19 protein-coding genes are annotated in these 21,607 nt (G+C 63.0%); 7 read left to right on the forward strand and 12 right to left on the reverse strand.

All coding sequences use genetic code 11. The annotated features are described in order from the left end of the window. Positions 1–2: 2 nt before the first annotated feature. The 11 genes from PQR67_RS16460 to PQR67_RS16510 all read right to left on the reverse strand — a co-directional run bounded on the left by PQR67_RS16460 (position 3) and on the right by PQR67_RS16510 (position 12,877). Complete coding sequence (locus PQR67_RS16460) at positions 3–1,052, reverse strand: aldo/keto reductase (protein ID WP_408461068.1); 1,050 nt, start codon at positions 1,050–1,052, stop codon at positions 3–5. 38 nt (positions 1,053–1,090) lie between these two features. Further along, positions 1,091–2,710, reverse strand: a complete 1,620-nt coding sequence (locus PQR67_RS16465) for an ABC transporter substrate-binding protein (RefSeq protein WP_408461071.1) — start codon at positions 2,708–2,710, stop codon at positions 1,091–1,093. A 52-nt stretch (positions 2,711–2,762) separates the two neighbouring features. Beyond that, complete coding sequence (locus PQR67_RS16470; protein ID WP_408461073.1) at positions 2,763–3,821, reverse strand: ABC transporter substrate-binding protein; 1,059 nt, start codon at positions 3,819–3,821, stop codon at positions 2,763–2,765. A 27-nt stretch (positions 3,822–3,848) separates the two neighbouring features. Beyond that, positions 3,849–5,063, reverse strand: coding sequence for an LLM class flavin-dependent oxidoreductase (locus tag PQR67_RS16475; RefSeq protein WP_408461288.1), 1,215 nt, complete (start codon positions 5,061–5,063; stop codon positions 3,849–3,851). Between the two features lie 302 nt (positions 5,064–5,365). After that, entirely contained in the window at positions 5,366–6,607 is a 1,242-nt protein-coding gene (locus PQR67_RS16480; RefSeq protein ID WP_408461076.1) for an SfnB family sulfur acquisition oxidoreductase, read from the reverse strand. Between the two features lie 47 nt (positions 6,608–6,654). Further along, a complete protein-coding gene (locus tag PQR67_RS16485; RefSeq protein WP_408461079.1) occupies positions 6,655–7,602 on the reverse strand; it encodes a TauD/TfdA dioxygenase family protein in 948 nt (315 codons plus the stop codon). A 27-nt stretch (positions 7,603–7,629) separates the two neighbouring features. After that, positions 7,630–9,006, reverse strand: a complete 1,377-nt coding sequence (locus PQR67_RS16490) for an LLM class flavin-dependent oxidoreductase (protein WP_408461082.1) — start codon at positions 9,004–9,006, stop codon at positions 7,630–7,632. 48 nt (positions 9,007–9,054) lie between these two features. Next, positions 9,055–9,921: an ABC transporter ATP-binding protein gene (locus tag PQR67_RS16495; RefSeq protein WP_408461085.1), complete on the reverse strand. Its 867-nt coding sequence runs from the start codon at positions 9,919–9,921 to the stop codon at positions 9,055–9,057. Between the two features lie 93 nt (positions 9,922–10,014). Then, complete coding sequence (locus PQR67_RS16500; RefSeq protein WP_408461290.1) at positions 10,015–10,776, reverse strand: ABC transporter permease; 762 nt, start codon at positions 10,774–10,776, stop codon at positions 10,015–10,017. A 162-nt stretch (positions 10,777–10,938) separates the two neighbouring features. Continuing rightward, entirely contained in the window at positions 10,939–11,793 is an 855-nt protein-coding gene (locus PQR67_RS16505; protein ID WP_408461087.1) for an ABC transporter permease, read from the reverse strand. Between the two features lie 16 nt (positions 11,794–11,809). Further along, positions 11,810–12,877, reverse strand: a complete 1,068-nt coding sequence (locus tag PQR67_RS16510) for an ABC transporter substrate-binding protein (RefSeq protein ID WP_408461090.1) — start codon at positions 12,875–12,877, stop codon at positions 11,810–11,812. 313 nt (positions 12,878–13,190) lie between these two features. On the opposite strand from PQR67_RS16510, the gene PQR67_RS16515 reads away from it, so the two are divergent. From PQR67_RS16515 to PQR67_RS16540, 6 genes are all read left to right on the forward strand, one after another. Further along, positions 13,191–14,639 (forward strand): SidA/IucD/PvdA family monooxygenase, encoded by a 1,449-nt coding sequence (locus PQR67_RS16515; protein ID WP_408461293.1) that lies wholly within the window; start codon positions 13,191–13,193, stop codon positions 14,637–14,639. Between the two features lie 57 nt (positions 14,640–14,696). Next, positions 14,697–15,755 (forward strand): ABC transporter permease, encoded by a 1,059-nt coding sequence (locus PQR67_RS16520; protein WP_408461092.1) that lies wholly within the window; start codon positions 14,697–14,699, stop codon positions 15,753–15,755. After that, positions 15,749–16,579 carry an ABC transporter ATP-binding protein gene (locus PQR67_RS16525; RefSeq protein WP_408461095.1) on the forward strand — a complete coding sequence of 277 codons (831 nt, stop codon included), beginning with the start codon at positions 15,749–15,751 and terminating at the stop codon, positions 16,577–16,579. Before PQR67_RS16520 ends, PQR67_RS16525 begins: the two co-directional genes overlap by 7 nt. A gap of 41 nt (positions 16,580–16,620) precedes the next feature. After that, on the forward strand, positions 16,621–17,661 hold the full coding sequence (locus PQR67_RS16530) for an ABC transporter substrate-binding protein (protein ID WP_408461098.1): 1,041 nt from the start codon (positions 16,621–16,623) through the stop codon (positions 17,659–17,661). A gap of 116 nt (positions 17,662–17,777) precedes the next feature. Next, the gene (soxC, locus tag PQR67_RS16535; RefSeq protein ID WP_408461101.1) at positions 17,778–19,043 is read left to right on the forward strand and encodes a sulfite dehydrogenase; all 1,266 of its coding nucleotides are present in this window, start codon (positions 17,778–17,780) and stop codon (positions 19,041–19,043) included. Further along, positions 19,036–19,635 carry a c-type cytochrome gene (locus PQR67_RS16540; RefSeq protein WP_408461103.1) on the forward strand — a complete coding sequence of 200 codons (600 nt, stop codon included), beginning with the start codon at positions 19,036–19,038 and terminating at the stop codon, positions 19,633–19,635. The genes soxC and PQR67_RS16540 overlap by 8 nt, the downstream gene beginning before the upstream one ends. Positions 19,636–19,738: 103 nt before the next feature. On the opposite strand, the gene PQR67_RS16545 is transcribed toward PQR67_RS16540, so the two are convergent. Continuing rightward, complete coding sequence (locus PQR67_RS16545) at positions 19,739–20,887, reverse strand: acyltransferase family protein (protein WP_408461106.1); 1,149 nt, start codon at positions 20,885–20,887, stop codon at positions 19,739–19,741. Positions 20,888–21,116: 229 nt separating this feature from the next. Here PQR67_RS16545 and PQR67_RS16550 point away from each other — a divergent pair, with 229 nt between their 5' ends. Further along, complete coding sequence (locus PQR67_RS16550; protein WP_408461109.1) at positions 21,117–21,536, forward strand: DUF1801 domain-containing protein; 420 nt, start codon at positions 21,117–21,119, stop codon at positions 21,534–21,536. The last annotated feature ends 71 nt before the right edge of the window (positions 21,537–21,607 follow it).

A 21,607-nucleotide genomic window follows, 5' to 3' on the forward strand; every position in this document is an offset into this window, starting at 1 on the left:
GGCTATCCCTGCTGAACGGCGGCTAGCGCGTCCGCGGATGCCCCGTGCCGCGCAATCCGCCCAAAGAACGGATGCCCCGGATCGTTGAAACCCGGCGTTGACGGATGACCGCTCGTGACGAGCGAGTCGACGAACGCTTCGTCTTCCGAGGTCAGCCGATAGCGTAGCGCGGGCAGATAGTCCTGCCATTGCGCTTCAGTACGAGGGCCGGCGATTGTCGAGCTGACGTAGCGGCTATTGAGCACCCAGGCGAGCGCGAATTGCCCCGCGGAAAGCCCTCGCGCTTCGGCGTGCTCGCGTACACGCCGCGCGAGTTCGAGCGATTCGGGACGCCATTCGGTCTGCTGCAGGCGCCGGTCGCTGCGGCCCGCGCGCGTGTCGGACGCGGGCGTCGCGCCCGGCTCGTACTTGCCGGTCAGCACACCGCGCGCCAGCGGACTATACGAAATCACGCCGAGCCCGTAGCGATGCGCGGCCGTCAACTGCTCGGATTCGGCCTGCCGATTGGCGATGTTGTAGAGCGGCTGGCTGGCCACTGGTCCATCGAGTCCGAGCGCCTGCGCGGTATGGCTGAACTCGGCAATCCTCCACGCGCGATGGTTCGATAGACCGTAGTAGCGCAGTTTGCCTGCCTGGATCAGCTCGTTGAGCGCACGCACTGTTTCCTCGACCGGCGTCTCGTGATCCTCGCGATGAATGTAGAGCAGGTCGATGTAATCGGTATTCAGGCGTTTCAGGCTGGCGTCGACCGCCCGCACGATATGTTTGCGCGATGCGCCCCGCGAGTTGATATCGCCGCTGTCCAGCGGATTGGCGAACTTGGTGGCGAGCACCCAGCGCTCGCGCTGCGCGGCGATGCTGCGGCCGACCACGCGCTCGGATTCGCCTTTACCGTAGACGTCCGCGGTATCGATCGAATTGACTCCTTGCTCGTGAGCCTGATCGATGATGCTAGCCGAGCTTGCTTCGTCGGTCGGGCCGCCGAACATCATCGTGCCGAGCGTCAGGGTCGAGACTTTGATACCGCTGCGGCCGAGTTGTCTGTATTCCATATGAGTCGGATTCCGTGAGAATGTGAGTCGAAAGAGGTTTAGCGTTGCAGCCAGACGTCGGCGAAACTGGCCGAAACACCGTCAGGCGAAGTTGTGTGGTTATGCACCGCGCGCGAATAGACGGTCAGGTACTGAGGCGACACGAGGTTGATGTCCGGCAGATCACGTTCGAGAATGCGTTGAATCTGCGAGAACAGTTGCTTGCGCCTTGCTTCATCGGTTTCTTCGGCGACCTGCGCGAACAACTGATCGATCTCCGGATTGCTGTAGTGCGAGCCATTGGTAAAGGGCACGCCGCGCCGGAAGTTGCTGGTGGTGTATAGACGGGCCACGCCGACCACCGGATCGAACAGATTGCTCATCCCGTTGATGCTGAAATCGAAATCGCGGTCGGTATAGATACGCTTCAGGTACGCGGGCAGGTCCTGGCTGCGCACGGTGACGGCAATGCCCACGCGCGCCAATGCCGATTTGACGTAAGCGGCGGTGCGGGCGGGCAGGTCGCCGATCGGTAATGGATCGACCGTGAGGGCGAACCGTGTGCCGTCGGCCTTGCGCGGATAGCCGGCTTCGTCGAGCAAGGCGTTGGCGTGCTCCACGTTGAACGGATAGGGCGTAGGCGCGGGATCGTAGTAGGGACTCGACGGAATGATCGGGCTTGCGAGCGGCGTCGCATAACCGTAGTAAATCACCTTGCGGATGACTTCGCGATCCAGCGCCGAGGCGATTGCCTGGCGTACCTTAAGATTCTTCAGTACCGGGTTGTCGAGGTTGAACTCGATGCGCGCCACGCCCGCCTGAAATTCGTAGCCGCGTGTCTCCAGGCCGAGCTTCGGGTTGCCTTTCAGGCGTTCGAGATCGGACAGCGGAACCGGCGAATCGCCGCTCAGATCCACCGAGCCGTCTTCGAATGCGACGGTGCGCGCGGCCGGGTCGTTGATCACCTTGACCACAATGCGGTCGAGCCACGGCTTGCCTGTGTCCCAGTAGTCGTCGTTACGCACGTATTCGATATAGCTCCCACGTACCCATTTGACGAAACGAAATGGCCCGGTGCCGATCGGCGCGTTATTGGCGGGATTGGTCAATACGTCGGTGCCGTCGTAGACGTGCTTCGGCACGATTGGCGTTTCCGACGAGGAAAACGCCTTGATCAGATACGGCGCCGGTTTCGACAGCGTAATGACGACGGTGTACGGGTCCGGCGTCGCGACGTCGGTAACGTTGGCGAAAGTGGTCTTCGCACGCGGGCGGACCTGCCTGAGCGTCTGGATCGAATAGGCGACGTCAGCGGAAGTGAAGGGCTTGCCGTCGTGCCATTTCACGCCGTGGCGCAGGTGGAAAACGTATTTTCGGCTATCGTCGCTGACTTCCCACGACGTGGCGAGCGACGGCCTGGGCTGGAACTTGAAGTCGTACTCGAGCAAGCCTTCCACAACCTTGGGGCTGACCTTCAGCACGTTGGTCGCGGTGGTGGCCAGATCCACGAGGGCGGTCGGCTCGGGTGTGACGATGAAGTTGAGCGTGCCGCCCCGGGTTTGCGCTTGTGTAAGCGGGGCCGACAGCGCGAAGACGAGCGTGAGCGCCCATCCAAGTGCGCGGTTGAACAGGGGTTTGCCGCTGCGGCATGGCGCCGCCTGCGATGTGACATGTGCCATCGTTAGGTTGAGCGAGAAAAGGAGGGGGGCGCAAAACGGGCGCAAAACTGGCTCAGACCGAAGACGTCAATGCATGCCGTCGCGCGAGCGCTGCGTGAAGGGGCGCGGGGTCCACCCACGCGTCGAAATCGAAGTCCGTTGGAATGAAACCCCACGTGAACAGAAAACGTTTGAAGTCGGCGAGGGCGGCAAGCGCGTGGGGATCGAGGCCGATCGCGAGTTGCCGATGCAGGCCACCCGGGTACGCCCGCTCAACCCAATGCTCGGCGCCGCGCGTTTCGCGCGCCACATACTGCGCCACCTCGGTCGCGTGATGGCTGGCCCAGTCGCCCGTATCCAGCGTGCGTGCCAGTACACGCTCGACCAGGTCGGGGCGCTCGCGTAACAGTTGCGCATCCACGGTCAGTGGGCGTGGTGTGCCGTTATTCGCGTGCAACGCCCGGTTGGGCTGGGCGCTGATGTCGACGAGAATTCTTGCGTTGAGCAGGTTCGTTATATCGAGGCCCGTGGCGCCTTTGACGAACACCACGTCGGCTTCGCCGCGCAGCAGCGCCTCGGCCTCCCGCGTGAATTCGTGCGAGCGTTGTGCGTCGAGCCACTCGGCGAGCGGCGCATCGGCGGCGGGTTTGGCGTCTTCAAGACTGCGTGGGGTGTGCGGCAGATCCACCAGATCGATGTCTTCGAGCTGCACGCCCAGCACACCGAGCAAGGAGGAAAAACCGCGCAACGCGGTCGCGCGATGAAAGTCGACCACGCTCGCTCGCGTGTTGAGCGGAAACCCGAAGCGGCGTCCGGCCAGCGATTCGGGGCTCGTGTCGAGGTGCCGGTCCAGCGTGATCAGCGCCTGGAATTCATCCACCCAGCTCACGCCGATCAAGCGGGTGTCGCCGCCCTGGGCACGCGCCCAAAGCGCGGGAATATTGCCGCCCTGACGGAACGACCACGGCTGTGTGTGCGTGAAATGCGAGCGGCGGATCTGCACGTCGTCGGCATCCTGCAGCGCCTTGACATCGATTCCGTCGGTAGCGAATTCTTCTTCCAGCCAGCCTTTTTGCACAGTGATGCCGAAGGGCGTGGGGGCGGGGCAGCGCGTGTACCAAAGTCGGCTCATACGATCACCTATGTGTTTTGTGTGCCATCAGTACCGCAAGCCGGCTTCGCGCAATAGCGGCAGCACGCGCTCGCCGAAGAAATCAAGGTCGGGTTGAAAATCGAAGAAGCTCAATTGCACGCCGTCGACGCCGGCCTCGTGCAAGCGCACGATGTAATCGGCGATCTGCTGCGGCGAGCCGACGATCGAGATGTTGCCGCCCACGGCGCGCGAGGCTGCCTGATTGCGCTGTTCCGCGTTGCCGCGCCATGCGTGGGCGTCGCTATCGAAGCGGTGGAAGCTGCCTTCGTCGCCGTGCGCGACGATCGCGTCGCGATACGCGCGTGCTTCCGCCTCTGTTTCGCGGCAGATCACCATCGGGTTGATCAGCGTGCGGATCTTGCGGCCGTGCTTTGCCGCCGCGGCCTTCACGCGTGCTGTGTGAGCCGGCAACGCGGCCAGCGCCCCTTCGATCTCGGAGCCGGCGGGGCTCGTGATGAACACAATGTCCGAGTAACGGGCGGCGAAATCGATGCCGGCGTCGGAACCGGTCGCATTTACGAGTAACGGGCGCCCATAACGCGGTTTTGGCGTGACAAAGGCTTTGTCCAGCTTCCACGAGGAAAGCTCGGGCGCAAAGCTGAAGTTCTCCGGTTGCGCCCAGAGTTGCTGAACGGCGTCGAGAAACTCGGCGGCGAGTTCATAGCGCCGGTCATGTTCGATACGGTGCCAGCCGAACATTTCATGCTCGATAGCGCGATGCCCCGTGACGACGTTGATTCCCCAGCGACCCTTCGAAATGTGATCGAGCGTGGCGGTGAATTTCGCGAAATGCAGCGGATGCCATGGACCGTAGAGCACATGGCTGGTCGCCACCAGAATGATGCGTTCGGTGCGCGCGGTCATCGCGGCGAGCGACATGAGCGAATCGAGCGCCTCGCCGTTGAATACGCCGCCGTAGCCGCCCTTCGGCAACCACTGCGACAGCGCGAAGACGAGGTCGAAACCGAACGCTTCGGCTTTTTGCACCAGTGCCAGGTTGTAGTCGAATGACCAGTCGGTGGTGCGTGCAAGTGTCGAAGCGCTCCAGCCACCCGCCTGAATCGGCAGGAACAATCCGAGCAGCAGCGGCTCCTCCAGGGCGCGCGATACCGGACTATCCGCGAAGGTGGCGGGCGAACGGACCGGAACGAAAGGGGATGCGTTACGCGTCGTGCCGGCGGAGGGTGTCGAGGCGAACGATGCGGGCGAGGGCGCGCTCAGAGTTGAATTAGTCACAGTGCGTATCCGTGCCGACCGGGTTGAAAGGGCGTGGGTTCGACGAAGCGGCCTGGAAAATCGCTGCGCGCGGGTCAGTCGACAACGGGTGCGCGCGGCGCGAGGACTTAAGTGTCTGCAGTAAATCACGCGAGAGTTGGCAATGCAAAACAACTAATTCTGCTATTTATTCGAGCTGAAAAACGATGCTGCGATCTGCGTGCTATAGCGTGATTAACGTGTGCCGTAACGCGGATTCTGCTTCGCCATGCTTAGCAATGGTTTTTGTATTACCGGCTACGGCGAGTTCAGGTCTGTCCGCCATTGGGTGGCCTGACGTCGTTGAGATAGAAATCGCCGACGGCGGCGTATTTCCAGCGCACCGGATCATGCAAGGTATGAACGCGTGCATTGCGCCAATGCCGGTCGAGATTGAATGACGGATGCGACGAGCGCGTACCCGCCAGTTCGAACAGCTTGTTGCCGGCCTCGATCGCGATTTCCGTGGTCAATGCCTTGGCTTCCGCAACCGCGATCGATGCCTTCGCCAGCGAATCGGGATGAGGGTCGACAAGGCTTGAGTCGATCTCGCGTCCGGCGCGCTCCATCATCGCCTCGGCCGCGTGCAGCCGGGTCTTCAGTTCGCCCAACTGGTGGATGACGTACGGATCGGAATGAATCGGTCCGGTTGGCGGGGTGGAAGGGGTTGACGCGCGCTGCCGGATAAACGCGATCGTCGCGTCGATTGCAGCGCGTGCGATGCCCGCATCGATGCCGACATGGCTGATCTGCGTGATGGCGTTCTGCGGCCATTCTTCGTAGCTCCGGTAGATCGGCAGGACGTTGAGCGCCGACACCCATACGTTATTGAAGGTGACCGTTCCGCTTGCGGTGGTCTTCTGACCGAAACTTTCCCAGTCGTCGGCGATGCTCATGCCCGGATGTCCGGCAGGCACGATCGCCACGATGCGGCGGCCTTGTTCATCCTGACCGATCGTCGAGACGTAGTCGGCAAACAATGCGCCGGTTGCGTAGAGCTTGCGGCCGGACAGGCGATAGCCATCGCGCTCCGGTGTAATGCTCATCCGCGGGCCGGGAACCGGCAGAGGACCCGCTTCGACGTTGGCGTTGCCGAAGCGCGCGCCGCGAAGAATCGCACCGAGAAAATGGGCGCGTTGTTGGTCGCTGCCGGTTTTCCAGAGCCAGAACACGGCGCTGTTGTGGTTCTGCTGGATTTGCGCGATCGACGGATCGGCTGCGGCAAGAATGGCGAACACGCGCCCGACTGTGACATAGGAGACTTGAGCGCCGCCGTAGGCCTTGGGCACGGTCATCGCCCAAAGCCCTGCTTGCGAACCGGCATTCAGCTCTTCTATCGGCAACGTGCGTTCCCGATCGCGGCGCGCTGCATCGACAGCGAAGCGGTTGGCAAGGTTCTGTGCGATGCCGATTGCCTCGTCGTCGGAGGTAATGATGTGCGCCGGTGGATAGGCGCGCGTTGTGGCCACCGTGTTTTCGGCGGCCACAACGGATGAAACCTGCAGAGTCATCGGTAGATCCGGGGGACCCGGTCGGAAAGAGGATTAGGGCGTCGTACTCAGTTCAACGCGACTGCCGCGGCGGCGCTCACCGGCGAGCCTTCGATCGCCACCGAGGGTGCGCCGTCCGGGCCGACAGGCACATCGCCGACAAGCGTGGTGCGATACAACTGCCGGTCGAAGTCGAGATCGAAAATATCGGTGGGGGCGAGGTGAGCCGTCGCGCGGTTGTCCCAGAAGGCGACGCTGCCGGCCTCCCATTTGAAGCGCACCGTGAACTCCGGTCGCGTCACATGTTCCCAGAGCAGTTCGAGCAGCACCTGGCTCTCGCGTGGCGTCACGCCGACGATCGACTTCAGGAAGCTCGGGCTCACATAGAGCGCCCGCTCGCCGGTTTCCGGATGCACTCTCACGAGCGGATGTTCGGTGACGAGAATGCGTTGTTCGACGGCTTTGGCAAACGCTTCGGTGCCGGTCGCGCCGGCAGGCGGCGTGAAACGATGCAGCCCCCGCAGTCCGTCGACAAACGCACGCAACGGCGCGGAGAGCTTCTGATAGGCGGCCACCAGGCTGGTCCACTGCGTATCGCCGCCGTAGGGCGGAATCGTCATGCCGCGCAGGATCGAGGCCCACGGGGGATTGACCGCAGCGGTCACGTCCGTATGCCAGCCGGTCCAGGGGCGTTGCAGCGTTTGCCCTTCGAAGCGCGTGGCCTTGCGGTACTTCGAGATCGAGTAGACCTCCGGGTGACCTTCGACGTGGCCGAAGACCGGATGCCCCAAGGTCAGCTCGCCGAACTGCGCCGAGAACGCGACGTGTTGCTCGTGCGTCAGGAACTGCTCGCGAAAGAACACGACGCGCCACTTCAGAAGCGCCGCACGAATCTCCGCAATCTGGCGCGCATCCAGTTTCTGCGTGAGATCGACGCCGTGAATTTCAGCGCCGATATGCGCGGAAAGCGGGGTAACCTGAATCGACTGACCTTCCTGCAATGCGGCTGCGCTCATGTGAGGCTCCTCGCGAAGAGAACTGTGTCAATAGCCCGCCACCGCGGGTACCTGTTTTTCCACGGCGGTATAGCGGTTTTCGGGGCGCGGCAGGCCGAGATTCTCACGCAGCGTGCGCCCCTCGTATTCGGTGCGAAAGAGTCCGCGCCGTTGCAGTTCGGGCACCACCAGCTCGGCGAACTCGGTCAACCCACCCGGCAACCACGGCGACATGATGTTGAAGCCATCGGCGCCTTCTTCTTCGAACCACTGCTGCAACTGGTCCGCGATGCTTTGCGGCGTGCCGACCACCTGTTGATGGCCGCGCGCGCCGGCAATGCGCAGGTACAGATCGCGGATCGTCAGGTTTTCGCGCCGCGCGAGATCGAACAGCAGGCGTTGGCGGCTCTTGCCGCCGTTGGTTTCCGGCAGTTCGGGCAGCGGGCCGTCGACGGGGTACTGGGACAGGTCCACGCCGCCCGACATGTTCGATAGCAGCGACAGACCGACGGTCGGATGAATCAGGTCCTGCAGCGCGGCGAATTTCGCGTCGGCCTCTTCCTGTGTGCGGCCGATGATCGGAAAGATGCCCGGCATGATCTTCAGATGATCCGGCGCGCGACCGTACTTCGCGAGGCGCCCCTTGACGTCGCGATAGAACGACTGCGCTTCGTCGAGCGTTTGATGCGCGACGAAGATCACCTCCGCGGTTTGCGCCGCGAGCTCACGCCCCGCCTCCGACGCGCCGGCCTGCACGACGACCGGCCAGCCCTGCGGCGAACGCGCGACGTTCAGCGGTCCGCGCACCTTGAAGTGCTTGCCGGTGTGGCCGAGCACGTGCAGCTTGTCCGGGTCGAAATAGACACCGCTTGCCTTGTCGCGGATAAACGCGTCGTCTTCCCAGCTATCCCACAGCCCTGCGACCACGTCGTAGAATTCGCGCGCGCGTTCATAGCGGACCGCATGCTCCGGATGACGTTCGAAACTGAAATTGAGCGCTTCGGACTCGGTGCTCGACGTGACGAGATTCCAACCCGAGCGTCCACCGCTCAAATGATCGAGCGAGGCGAATTTGCGCGCGAGGTTGTACGGTTCGTTGAATGTCGTGGAGACGGTCGCGATCAGGCCGACGTGTTTCGTCACGACCGACAGCGCCGACAGCAGCGTCAACGGTTCGAAATGATCGGCGCGCGCGGTGCGCGATAGCGCGGGCAGATTCGTATCGCGTACGCTGACGCTGTCGGCGAAAAACACCGCGTCGAATTTGGCGCGTTCCGCGATCTGCGCAAGTTCCGCATAGTGGGCGAAGTCGAGCCCGCCGCTCGCGTGCGCATCCGGATGCCGCCATGCGGCGATATGGTGGCCTGTCTCCATCAGGAAAGCGCCCAGTTTGATCTGCCGCTTCTGCTGATTCTCACCGCTCATCGTTCGCTCCGTCAGGGGTTGATGTGTGTATCGGGAATGCGGCGCATGTCACCACGCGAGCCGCCATTCGGTGATCGACGGATTCGCCACCGGAATGCGTGTGCCGCCGTGTGGTGGTTCGTTATCCTGAGATGCGCGGCGCTCACCGTCGTGCTCCGCGAAGTCGGCCAGCACCTCGTCGCGCAGACGAACGAAGCGGGGATCGTGACGCTCGCGTGGACGCGGCAACGCGACATCGACGATCCGTTTGATGCGGCCCGGCCGTGGCGCCATCGTGACGACCCGATCGCCGAGGTAGAGGGCTTCGTCGACGTCGTGCGTGACGAGGATCATCGTGATGCGTTCGCGTTCCCAGATGCGTTGCAACTCGTTCTGCAAACGGCCGCGCGTGAGCGCATCGAGCGCGCCGAACGGTTCGTCCAGCAACAGCACGCGCGGGCGGTTCACGAGGCCGCGCGCGATCGCCACGCGTTGCGCCATCCCCCCCGACAACTGATGCGGATACGCATTCTCGAAGCCGTTCAGGCCGACCAGTTCGATGTGCTGCGCGACCGCGTCGCGTTTTTCACGCACCGACAGCGGCGCGTTACGCAACGCGGCGAGAATGTTTTGCGACGCCGTAAGCCATGGAAACAGGCGGTGATCCTGAAACACGATGCCGCGTTCCAGCGACGTATCGCGCACCTTTTCTCCCGCAACGACGATATCGCCGGTGTAATCGGTATCCAGGCCCGCGATCAGACGCAGCAAGGTCGACTTGCCGCAACCGCTCGATCCGAGCACGCTGACGAATTCGCCCGGACGCACCCGCAGGCTGATGTCGTCGAGCACCGCGAGCGGTGTGCCGTCTTGCTTCGCGTAGCGCTTGCTGACGTGGAGAATGTCGATGCTTTCGGCAAGCGTGGAAGCAGTCATGAGCGGACCTTGAATTGGGTTCGGCGCAAATTCAGCGCGCGTTCTTTCTATGGGAGGCCGGTGTGTCCTCGGCGAATCTCGACGGTGGCGTGCTTACCGTGCGGGCACCTGCGAACGCCGCGCAAAGATCGCCCGTTCCACGGCGCGCGCCAACGCATTCAATGCCCAACCCGTCACCCCGACCACGATCACACCGAACAGCACCAGATCCATGCGGAATTGCTCGCTGCCGTCGATCAGCGTATTGCCGATCCCGCTGCCCGCCACCAGCAGATATTCCGCACCGAGCGTGGCGAGCCACGAATAGATCAGGGCGAGATAGATGCCGGTGAAAATCGACGGCAGCGCGGCGGGCAGAATGACCGCGCGGATCAATTGCCAGCGCGAATAACGAAACGCGCGCGCGACTTCGATATAGGCGCGCGGCACCGCATGAATGCCGTCACAGGTGTGCGCGGCGACCGGCAGCAACGCCGCGAGCGAGAGGAACACGACTTTCGCCGCATCGCCGAGACCGAACCAGACGGAAATCAGCGGAATCCATGCGAACAGCGAAATCTGTTTGAACGTGTCGAAGCTCGGGCCGATCATGCGTGTGGCGAGCCGCGAGAAGCCGAGCACGCTGCCGAGCAACAGGCCGCCCAACGTGCCGATCACGAAGCCGCTCGCTTCGCGTGCGAGCGACGCAGAGAGAGCTTTGACCAGCGCACCGCTGACGATCTGCTGCCAGGCGGTGGCCAGCACCTGCGCGGGGCTGACCAGCAGGCCGCTTTTGATCAGGTGTGCTTCCGAGACGGCCCACCAGATCGCAATGGCGGCGATCGGCAAGACCGCGCCGCGCCAGTCGACGCGCATAAGCAGTGGCCGGCGCGGCCGTGCCGCGCGCTGGAACGAGGCGGGCACGTTAGCGCAGTCGCAAGACTCAGTGTCCGGCTGCTTCGCTACGGCGGTGCGTCTGAACATGGCAAGACTCATCGTAGATACCTCATAAGCGGCGCGTGGCGGCGGGTCGCGCCATCACTCGCGAAACGCCGACGGTTGACCGCGCCGCAAACGTGCTTCGAGCGCGTCGAGCGAACGGTTCATCGCGTAGCCGATCGCGCCGACCACGACCACCGAGGCCATCACCAGGTCGAGCTGAAACAACTGCCGCCCGTAGACGATCAGATAGCCGAGCCCTTCGGAAGAGGCCACGAGTTCGACCACTACCAGCGCGAGCCAGGCCTTGGTGAAGGCGAGCCGTACGCCGGTGGCGAGTGTCGGTACGGCAGCGGGGAGCACGAGATAGACGATGCGTTGCCAGCCGCTGTATTCGAATACGCGTGCAACTTCATCGAGCGAGGCGGGTGTCTGGCGGAATCCTTGCAGCGTGCTCAAGGTCACGGGAACGAGCGCGGCATGCGCGATCAGGATGTATTTGAGCGGCTCGCCGACACCGACGAGCAGCAGGAGAAACGGCAGCCAGCCGAGCACCGGAATCTGCACGAGCGCGTTGAAGCTCGGCAATACGTAGGCTTCGAAGCTGCGCGACAAACCGAGCGCCGCGCCGAGCACAAAACCGAGCAGGGTGCCGGCAGCGAAGCCGAACAGCACGCGTTGCAGACTGATCAGCGTATTGCTGGCGAGGTCGCCGCTTTTCGCGAGCTCGACGAAGGTGTCGAAGACGCGCTCCGGCGGCGGCAGGATCTGCGGCGCGATCCAGCCGCGCTCGCAGCCCACCGTCCACAAGGCGAACAGGAGGGCGGGCAGTACCCAAGGTGCAAGGCGCCACGCCAGGGCGCGCAATTGCGCGTTGCGATAGAGCGGCGCGCGAGGTGCTGCGGCGGCGTGGCCGAGCCGTTCGCGGTCGACCTGGAGTGCGGTTTCGCTCATCGTGATCGCTCCCGTTTTAGCTGAGCGGTTTGCCGGCGGCGTCGTAGCGCGTCCAGTAGTGGTCGAGTTTCTGGGCGCGCAGCGCGTTGTCGAGATACTTGGTCTCGAACCAGTTGTCGACTTCGACCGGCTGACGGATCAGTTTGAGTTTCAGCGCATCCGCCGCGACGGCTTTATAACGCGCAATGATGAACGGGTCGATCAGCGGCGAATTGCGGTCCTTCAGACTTTGATTGGCGAATTCGGCCTGCCATGAGGAATAGGGCACACCGCTTCTGGCCCACAGCTTGAAGAGCGCATCGCGGTTCGCTTCATCGGACGACCATTGCGCGCCTTTGACGACTACGTTGACCACGCGTTGCACGATATCCGGATGCGCGCGGTCGAAATCGTCGAGCACCAGCAGATGCGCCTGACGTGTGAACTGCGGTCCATCGTTCTGCGACTCGTAGACGATTCTCGCAAGACCCTGGTCGCGTAGCTTGTACAAATGGTAGTCGTTGACCGATGCATCGATCCCTTTGGACGCCAGCGCGGCAAGCGAACTCGCGGAATCGAGATTGATCACGCGAAGATCCCGCTCGTCGAGTTGATTGGCGGCGAGCGCATTGTCCGCGACGAGTTGCAGATTGGTGCCGCGAAAGATCGACACGCGCCGGCCTTTGAGGTCCTTGATCGAGTGAATGTCCGAATCTGCTGGCACAGCGATCTTGACGCCGACGCGGACGCCCGAGGCGAGCAGCAGGTGCGTCTTCAGGCCGTTGGCGCGGCCGAGCACGGAGGGCAGATCGCCCTGATAGGCGAAGTCGAGCGACTGGTTCGCGATCGCTTCATTCACTGCGGGGCCGGCGCCTTTGAAGAACAGCCATTCGACCTTGATGCCGTCGGCGGCGAATTCTTTTTCGAGTGACTGCTGTAGTTGCACGGTTGCGGCCGGCGAACCGCCAAAGGTAGGCGGATCGCCATTACCTTGTTGCGCGATGCCGATGCGAATCACAGCCGGCTTGTCGGCGTGCGCGTGAACCGCGGCGAGCGACAGCGCCGCCACTGCGACGAAAGATTTCAGCAGACGAAAATAGCGCATGCGGCAATACCAGTCGGATGAAGGGAGTGGGGCGCCAATGCTCAGGTGGGGCAAATAGCTGGCACTACACGTTAGATTCGCATGCGCTCGAATCCAACCAATCATTGCTGATAAGAAAATCTGCAGGGGTTCGAACCACACTGCGGGAAAAAGCACGCGGGTAGAGAAATCGCCTTGAAAATACAAATAAGCAAAGCGAAATTTGTTGGTTTGGGTAAGCCTGCGGCGCCGCGATACTTGATTGTCCAATGGCCGCGCGATTCGATTTCAACGTATCCGTCTGCTGTTCAACTTTCTCGCCGAACCCGACACCATGACGCAATCCACGCACACCGATCAGCTTGCGCTCGATACGCTTCGGCTGATTGGCCCAGCACCTGATAACTGGGTTCCGCCACGCGATGGCATCGACCATAACGTAGTGATTGTCGGCGGCGGACAAACCGGAGCGGCGTTCGCCTTCGCGCTGAAACGCGCCGGCATCGGTCAGATCAGCGTAATCGACGCTGCAGCAGATGAGGGCCACGCGGGCGTCTGGTTGAATCGCGCTCGCATGAACAAGTTACGTACGCCGAAGTCTTTGACCGGCCCAGAAGCGGGCTTGCCTGGGCTGAGCTTTCAGGCGTGGTATGAAGCGCGTTTTGGCGCGGCGTCGTACGCGGAGATCGACCGGATTCCGCGTACACGCTGGGCGGAATATCTCGCGTGGTACCGGCATTTTCTCGAGATTCCGATTCGCTACGGCACGCGCCTCACAAGAATCGAACCCGCGGATGCGCATTTTCGTTTGCATCTGGAAATCCGTGACGGCGACGCCGTCCGAAGCGTTGTGGAGACTGCACGGAAGATCGTTCTCGGCAACGGGGTAGCCGGCAATGGCGCTCCAAACATTCCCGCTGTGCTGAAGAATCTTCCTCCGACACTGCTTGCCCACACCTCTGAGGCGATCGATTTCGCCGCGTTGCGCGGCAAATCCGTGGCGGTGATTGGCGGCGCGGCGTCCGCATTCGATGCGGCAGCAACGGCGCTCGAAGCCGGCGCAGGGCAGGTTCATCTGTTCGCGCGGCGTGAGCGGATTGCATCGGTGCCGGTGACCCGTGCGCGCGCCTATCCCGGAGCGTACGACAACTATTTCCATTTGCCTGACGCGATTCGCTGGTCGCAGGCGCGGCGCTTCCGCCGCTCGGGTTCGACGCCGCCGCTCGATGCCGTGGAGCGCGTCACACGCTTTCAGAACTTTCATCTGCATCCCGGCACGCAGTGGTCGCACGCCGAGGTCAGTGACGGGCGCGTCGAGACCGAGGTGGCGGGGGAGTCGCTGGCATTTGATTTCGTCATTGCCGGCACGGGTTACGCCATCGATCTCGCGCTGCGGCCGGAATTGGCGCAGATCGCGGGGCAGGTCCGCTTGTGGCGCGATCAGTATGTGCCCACCGCCAGCGAAAGCGACGATGCGCTTGGCGCGCATCCCTATCTCGGCGCCGCGCTGGAATACCTGGAGAAGGTCGAGGGCGAAGCGCCTTATCTGAAGAATATCCATGTCTATAACCCGGCGGCCTTTGTCAGTTTCGGATTGCCGGTCGGCGACGTGCCGAGCATGAAGCGCGACATTCCCGCCGTGGTGCAGCGAATCAGCCGCGATCTGTTTCTCGCCGATCTGGACGCGCATGAAGCACGCATTCATGGCGACATCGCCGCTGATTTCGACGAATCGGTCTACGCACAGAGCGTGTGGCAGCGCGACAGGGCGGACGTCGCCTGAGGCGAGTCCCGGGCACGCGATCACGTTAGCTCAACAAGACAGGAGGTTGGAACCGTCATGTCCACTCAGTTCGAATCGATCGCGACGCGCGCTTCGGCTATCGGCGCAGAGCCTGGTGTCGTGGCACGGCGTGGGCTCTCACGCGGCATCTGGATTGCCGGCCTCGCGGCGCTGGCGTGGCTCGGCAGCGCCGCGCTGACCGAATGGTGGCCGAGTGCGGACGACTGGCCGTACACGAAAGAATTCATCGCGCTGAAGCTGGTGCTGGCGGCGTTCGCTGTCGCGACGGCTGTTGCCGGGTGGCGCAACCCGTCCATCCATGCGAGGACGTTCACACCGGCGCCCACACGTACCCGCGCGTGGCTCGCGGCCATGCCGTGGCTGCTCGCGCTGGCGCTCGGCGTGAGCGTCTGGGAGGCCGTCACGGCGCAACTCGAGTGGCTGCCGCGGCCCTTCTTCGCGCCGCCGCAAGCGCTGATTGGCGTCTATGCCGAAGACTACCCGCGGCTCGGTTCGAGCGTCGTGCATTCGTTTGGACTACTGGCTTACGGCTACGTGCTGGGCGCGGCTGCCGGTTTCGTGACGGGGGTGAGCATTGGCTGGTCGCAGGCGGTCAGCTACTGGGTCCATCCAGTGTTGCGCCTGATCGGACCGCTACCGGCTACCGCCTGGTTGCCGCTGGCGTTCTTCTTCTTTCCGTCGAGTTTTAGCGCCAGTGTGTTCCTGATCGCGCTGGCGACCGCCTTTCCGGTTGCGGTACTGACCTGGTCCGGTGTGGCCGGCGTCAACTCAGCCTATTACGACATCGCCCGCACGCTCGGCGCGCGACCGGCTTTTCTGATCCTGCGTGTTGCGATCCCGGCGGCGCTGCCGTCAGTGTTTGTCGGCCTGTTCATGGGGCTTGGCGCATCGTTCTCGGTCCTGATCGTCGCGGAAATGATGGGCGTGAAAGCGGGACTCGGCTGGTACCTGCAATGGGCGCAGGGCTGGGCGGCCTATTCGAATATGTATGCCGCGCTGCTCGTCATGGCGTTGATGTGCTCGGGGCTGATCACGCTGCTGTTCCGTCTGCGTGACCGTATGCTGGCGTGGCAAAAAGGATTGCTCAAATGGTAGCCGTACCGGAAGGTCTGAATCAGGCCGCAGCCGTTGCGCCGGTTCGTGACGGCGCGCGCATCGACGTGCGTCATGTCAGTCATCAATTCTCGCTGCGCGGCGCCGCGTTGCCGGTGCTGCAGGACGTCAGCTTCGCGGTCGAGCCGGGCGAGTTCGTCGCGCTGCTGGGTCCGAGTGGCTGTGGAAAATCCACCTTGCTGCGTCTCGTGGCGGGACTCGACGCGCCGACGCAAGGCAGCGTGCAGGCGGACGGTGCCGAGATCACGGGCCCGGATCCATCACGCGTGGTGGTGTTCCAGGACCCGACCTTGTACCCGTGGCGTACGGTGCGCGGCAACGTGGGTGTCGGTCCACAGGCGCAGCGCAAAGGCTTCGCCCGGCGTCACGGGCCACAGGACGATCAGGTGCGGAAGCGGATCGACGCGGCGCTGGAACTGGTCGGTCTTACTGAGTTCGCCGAAGCGTTTCCGCATCAATTGTCGGGCGGCATGGCGCAGCGGGTGGCGCTGGCTCGCGCGCTCGTCAACGATCCGGCGCTGCTGGTGCTGGACGAGCCGTTCGGCAAACTCGACTCGCTGACGCGTATCCGTATGCAGGGTGAACTGGCGCGGCTTTGGCAGGACGCCCGCTTTTCCGTGCTGCTGGTGACGCACGACGTCGAAGAGGCACTCCTGCTCGCGCGGCGCGTGATCGTTTTCAGCGAACGGCCCGCACGCGTGGTCGCCGAAGTGCGTAACGACGCGCCGTATCCCCGCCATCGCGACGATCCGAAACTGGTGGCGCTGCGCCGTGAGGTGCTCGCCCAGCTCGGACTCGACACCTGAACCCATAGAACAACCGATAACGATCTGAGGAAGAGTCAAGCATGAATCCCTACGATGAATCGCCGCTGAGCGCGGGCCGCCGCGCCTGGTTGCGCAAGACGGCCTGGACTGCGGGCGCCGCGGCGCTCGGCGGTGCGTGGCTGGGCATATCGGGTTCGCCGGCGGTTGCCCAAACGCCCCAGGCTGGGCTCAAACCGCTCAAGCTTTCGTGGAACGCTGGTGCAATCTGTACCGCGCCGGTGGCCGTGGCGGTGAAGCAGGGTTTCTTCGAGCGGCACGGGTTACAGGTGGAGCTCGTGAATTTCTCGGGTTCGACGGACCAGTTGCTCGAAGCGATCGCGACCGGCAAGTCCGATGCCGGTGTCGGCATGGCGCTACGCTGGATCAAACCGCTCGAGCAGGGCTTCGATGTGAAGCTGACTGCCGGGATTCACGGCGGGTGCATGCGTTTGCTGGCCACGCGCACCTCGGGCATCGTCGACGTGGCGGGACTGAAAGGTCGCACGATCGGCGTGAGCGATATGGCGAGCCCCACCAAGAATTTCTTCGCCATCCTGTTGAAGAAGATCGGCGTCGATCCCGAACGCGATGTGAACTGGCGTCAGTATCCGGCGAATCTGTTGGGCGAGGCGCTCAAGAAAGGCGAAGTGCAGGCGATCGCGGATGGCGACCCGAACATCTGGACGATCCGCGAATCCGATCGCCTGGTCGAAGTGTCGAACAATCTCTGCGGCGAATATCAGAACCGTTCGTGCTGCGTGCTCGGCGTGCGCGGCTCGCTGGTGCGAAAGGATCGCGCGACTGCGCAGGCGCTGACGCAGGCGCTGCTCGAAGCAACCGAGTGGACTGCCAATCATCCGGCCGATGCGGCGGCGATTTTCTCGGTCTATACGCCGTCTGCCGATGTGGGCCAATTGACGGCAATGCTCAAGAGCCATACCGATCGCCATCATCCGGTCGGCGACGCGTTCAAGAAGGAGATTTCGCTTTATGCCGACGACCTGAAGGCGGTGGGCGTGCTCAATAGCAGCACCGATTCCAGTCGTCTCGCGGATCGGGTGTTCTCGAACGTGCTGGCTTGACGGCGGACCGCATTTGTCCGATATGCGGTCTGTATCGATCGATAGTCGAATTTATCGTTTGGCCAGGACAGCCGGCGTCGTTACGCTAATCGGCTTGCCCACGATGCGCCGACGCCATGATGAACCCGCATAACGCTCCGCCGTCGCGCGGCCGCCGTCGACTCCTTGGTCGTCTGGCGGCCGGCGGTCTGGTTGCTTCCCATGCCGCTGCCGCAAGTGAACTGCTCAAGCCGCTTGCGCTCGCGCAATCGACCCGCGTGCCGGGTGGACCTGTCCTCGAGCATCCCTACGGCGTGCCGTCACCGTATGAGGCGAATGTCGTGCGGCGGAGTGCGCGCGCGTGGCCACTGCCGGGCGCGGCTTCGTCGATGACGCCGCTCGCCGATCTGCACGGCACGCTTACCCCCAATGGTCTGGTCTACGAACGTCATCACGGCGGTGTGCCGGACATCGATCCCGATCAGCATCGGCTGGCCATTCACGGCCTTGTGCGCACGCCCAAACTGTTCACGATGGACGACCTGCTGCGTCTGCCGTCCGAGTCGCGGATTCATTTTCTCGAATGCTCGGGTAATACCGGCAACGAATGGAATGGTCCGAGCGGCATGCCGGTGCAACTCACGCATGGTCTGCTGTCGTGCTGCGAATGGACCGGCGTGCGTTTGTCGACCCTGCTGGAAGAAGTGGGCGGTCTGTCGAACCCGATCGGTCCGGCGGGCGGCTGGTTGCTGGCGGAAGGCGCGGACGCTGCTGTGATGACACGCAGTTTGCCGCTCGAACGGATACTCGAGCGCGCGCTGGTGGTCTACGCGCAGAACGGCGAACGCTTGCGTCCCGAGAACGGTTATCCCTTGCGTCTGATCGTTCCCGGCTTCGAGGGCAATACGAACGTCAAGTGGCTGCGCCGGCTGAAGGTGGTCGATGCGCCCCTGCAAACGCGCGAGGAAACCTCGAAGTACACCAGCCTGCTCGCGAACGGCACGGCGCGTCAGTTTGCGTTCGAGATGGACGCGAAGTCGGTGATCACGCGGCCGTCGCCGGGACATCGACTCACCACCCACGGCTATTACCCGATCACCGGTCTGGCGTGGTCCGGGCGTGGGACGATCCGCAAAGTGGAAGTGTCGACTGACGGCGGCGCGAGCTGGCGTCTCGCGCGTCTGGACGGCGCCATCCACGATCGCGCGCTCACGCGCTTTCAGGCGGACTGGCACTGGGATGGCGGCGCGACGGCGATTCTCTCGCGCGCCACCGATTCCACCGGCTACGTGCAACCCACGCGCACCGAACTCGTTGCCGCGCGCGGGCTGAATTCGCAATACCACTACAACGCGATCCAGCAATGGCGAGTCGATGCAAGCGGCGAGGTGCGTAATGCGTGATGGCCGCCGTTCGATACGTACGCCGGCGCGGACAACACGAACGGCGCGGGCGGCGCTGGCTGCGTTGCTGGCGCTCTCGGCGCTGGCATCGTGTTCATCGATCGCGCCGGGTGAGCAGAGCGCTGGGACAGGGCATGAGATCGGCACACCGCTCACCGCGCAAGACCTTGCCGCCTGGAACATCGACGTCGCGCCGGATGGCCGCGGTTTGCCTGCGGGTAGCGGCGACGTCGCCACCGGCGCGCATGTGTTTGCCGCAAAATGCGCGGCGTGCCACGGCGCGCAGGGCGAGGGCGGTCTCGGCGATCAACTGGTAGGCGGGCAGGGCACGCTGACGAGCGCGAAGCCGAAGCGCACCGTGGGCAGCTATTGGCCCTATGCGACGACCCTGTTCGATTACATCCGCCGCGCGATGCCGTACAACGCGCCCGAATCGCTTTCCGCCGACGAGGTGTACGCGCTCAGCGCATTCCTGCTCAACCGCAACGGCATCGTGCCGGCGGATACGCGGCTCGACGCGGCGTCGCTGCCGCGCGTGATAATGCCCAATCGTGACGGTTTCGTAGCTGATCCGCGGCCGGGACGGTTATGAGGCGCGCGGGTTGATCTGAGGGGCCAGGATCGGGGCCGAAGCGCCACTAGCCGGTATTGCCGCCTCGGGCGGGCCTTTCAGGCAGTCGTTTCAGGGCGGCGCTTCAAGCCGCCGGCGCCGCCGGCGCATTCGGCGTGTATTTCCGTAGCCGCTGGGAAAGCAGATGCGAAGGCTTTTCGATCATCCGGTAGAACGCGTAGCTGATCGCGAACGCCAACGCCACCTGCACGAACCACGCGAAGCGGGAGGTGTCGTCGAATCCGGTCATTTCGAGCAGGGCAAGCGCCATCTTGTGGCAAAGATAGAGGCTATAGGACCACGCGCCGAAAGCGGCCAGCCTGGGCCACATCCCGCCTCTTGACGGCGTGGCTGTTTCCGCCGCGATCCAGACCGCCGCGAGGAACTGAAATAGCGGCAGCGTGATATCAGGCGTCACCAACGGCACAATGGCCGGTTTGAGATTCGATTCGGACAGCAAAATCATCACGACCGCGCCGGCCGCGACGACCCCCACTCTCAGCGCAACCAGATGGTTTGCGAGGTAACGCGTGCTTCGATCAAGGCCGCGCTTGATCATCAACGTGAGCGGTGAATAGGCGCCACGAACGTGGAATTGCGCCGCGTTGCGCTGGGTCTCCGCGATCAGGCAGCCGAAAATCCATCCGGCCGCATACAGTAAAGCCGTACCGGGAACGCCATACGTCTCGATGACGCAGCCGTGGCAAACCGGGTGCCCGATCAGACGAACCACGGCCACCATCACGCCCGCCGCAAGCGCGCAGCCAACGATCATTTCGCCGATGTAGCGAAAGCGGGCGCGCAGGAGCGGATAGGCGGCGTAATACACCATCTCGCAGTAGAGCGACCACAGCACGGACTCCAGATAATTTTGCCCTGCCGGCAACGGTTGAACGAGGCACAGCAGGATGACCAGCGGCAAGCCGATGCGGATGAATCTGGAGGCGTAGTAATTGATCGGCTTGAGCGTCACATCCTTTTGATATGCGTTGTGGATGCAGTAGCCGGAAATGACAAAGAAGACGATGACGGCGGCGGGGCCTGCGAATAGCGCTGTCGAGGCTGACCACAACGCGCCGCCGAGGAAGGCGAACTGATGAGGCAGAAGTTCTTTGAACGCGGGTGGCTTGAAGTGATACATCAGGACCCAGACGGCCGCAAGGAATCGAATGGCGTCGATCTTCAACGACTTGTTCGGATTTGCGGACGCGGACAGATTCAAGGTGATCGCCATGGTTTGCCCCTTCTGCTATTCAGGCTGCGGCGATCTTACCTCTGCGCTGAGCGACAAAAATACCGATAAAAATCGAAAAAAATGGGGAAAAAAATGGGTAAATTAATGGGTAAATCGATGGGAACTTAAGGCTCCATTGGCGCGGGCGGATTGATGCTGGCACAATTGAACGGCAGGCTCTGTCGAAACCGGACCCGAATTCGAGGCCTAACGATCCAATGAAGATCCAATGAATCCATCAGAAACCATTGACCAGATGATCGCGGGAATCACGGATTGGCGTGGCAAAACCTTCGCGGCCATGCGTAAGACCATCCTGGCGGCCGACCCTGAGATCATCGAGGAATGGAAGTGGATGGGCAGCCCGGTGTGGTCTCGCGACGGCATGATCGCGGTGGCCAACGCCCACAAAGGCAAGGTGAAGCTGACCTTCGCGCATGGAGCGAGCCTGGCGGATCCTGACAAGCTCTTCAATGCGGGTCTCGAAGGCAACGCGAGACGGGCGATCGATTTTTTCGAGGGCGACAAGATCAATGAGCGTGCGCTAAAGAGTCTGGTTCGCGCCGCGATTGAACACAATCAGACCAGATTGAAGAAGAACGCGCCGGCGAGTACCCGGGCGAAAGTACGCAAAAGCAAAGACGCGTGAGGCGCCACGACGCCTCATTTGAGGCACTCGCGGGGCGCGTCATTACGTTGCGAGACCTGAGCGTACCGGGC

It is taken from the genome of Paraburkholderia fungorum (assembly GCF_046026025.1).
Taxonomy (GTDB): domain Bacteria; phylum Pseudomonadota; class Gammaproteobacteria; order Burkholderiales; family Burkholderiaceae; genus Paraburkholderia; species Paraburkholderia fungorum_E.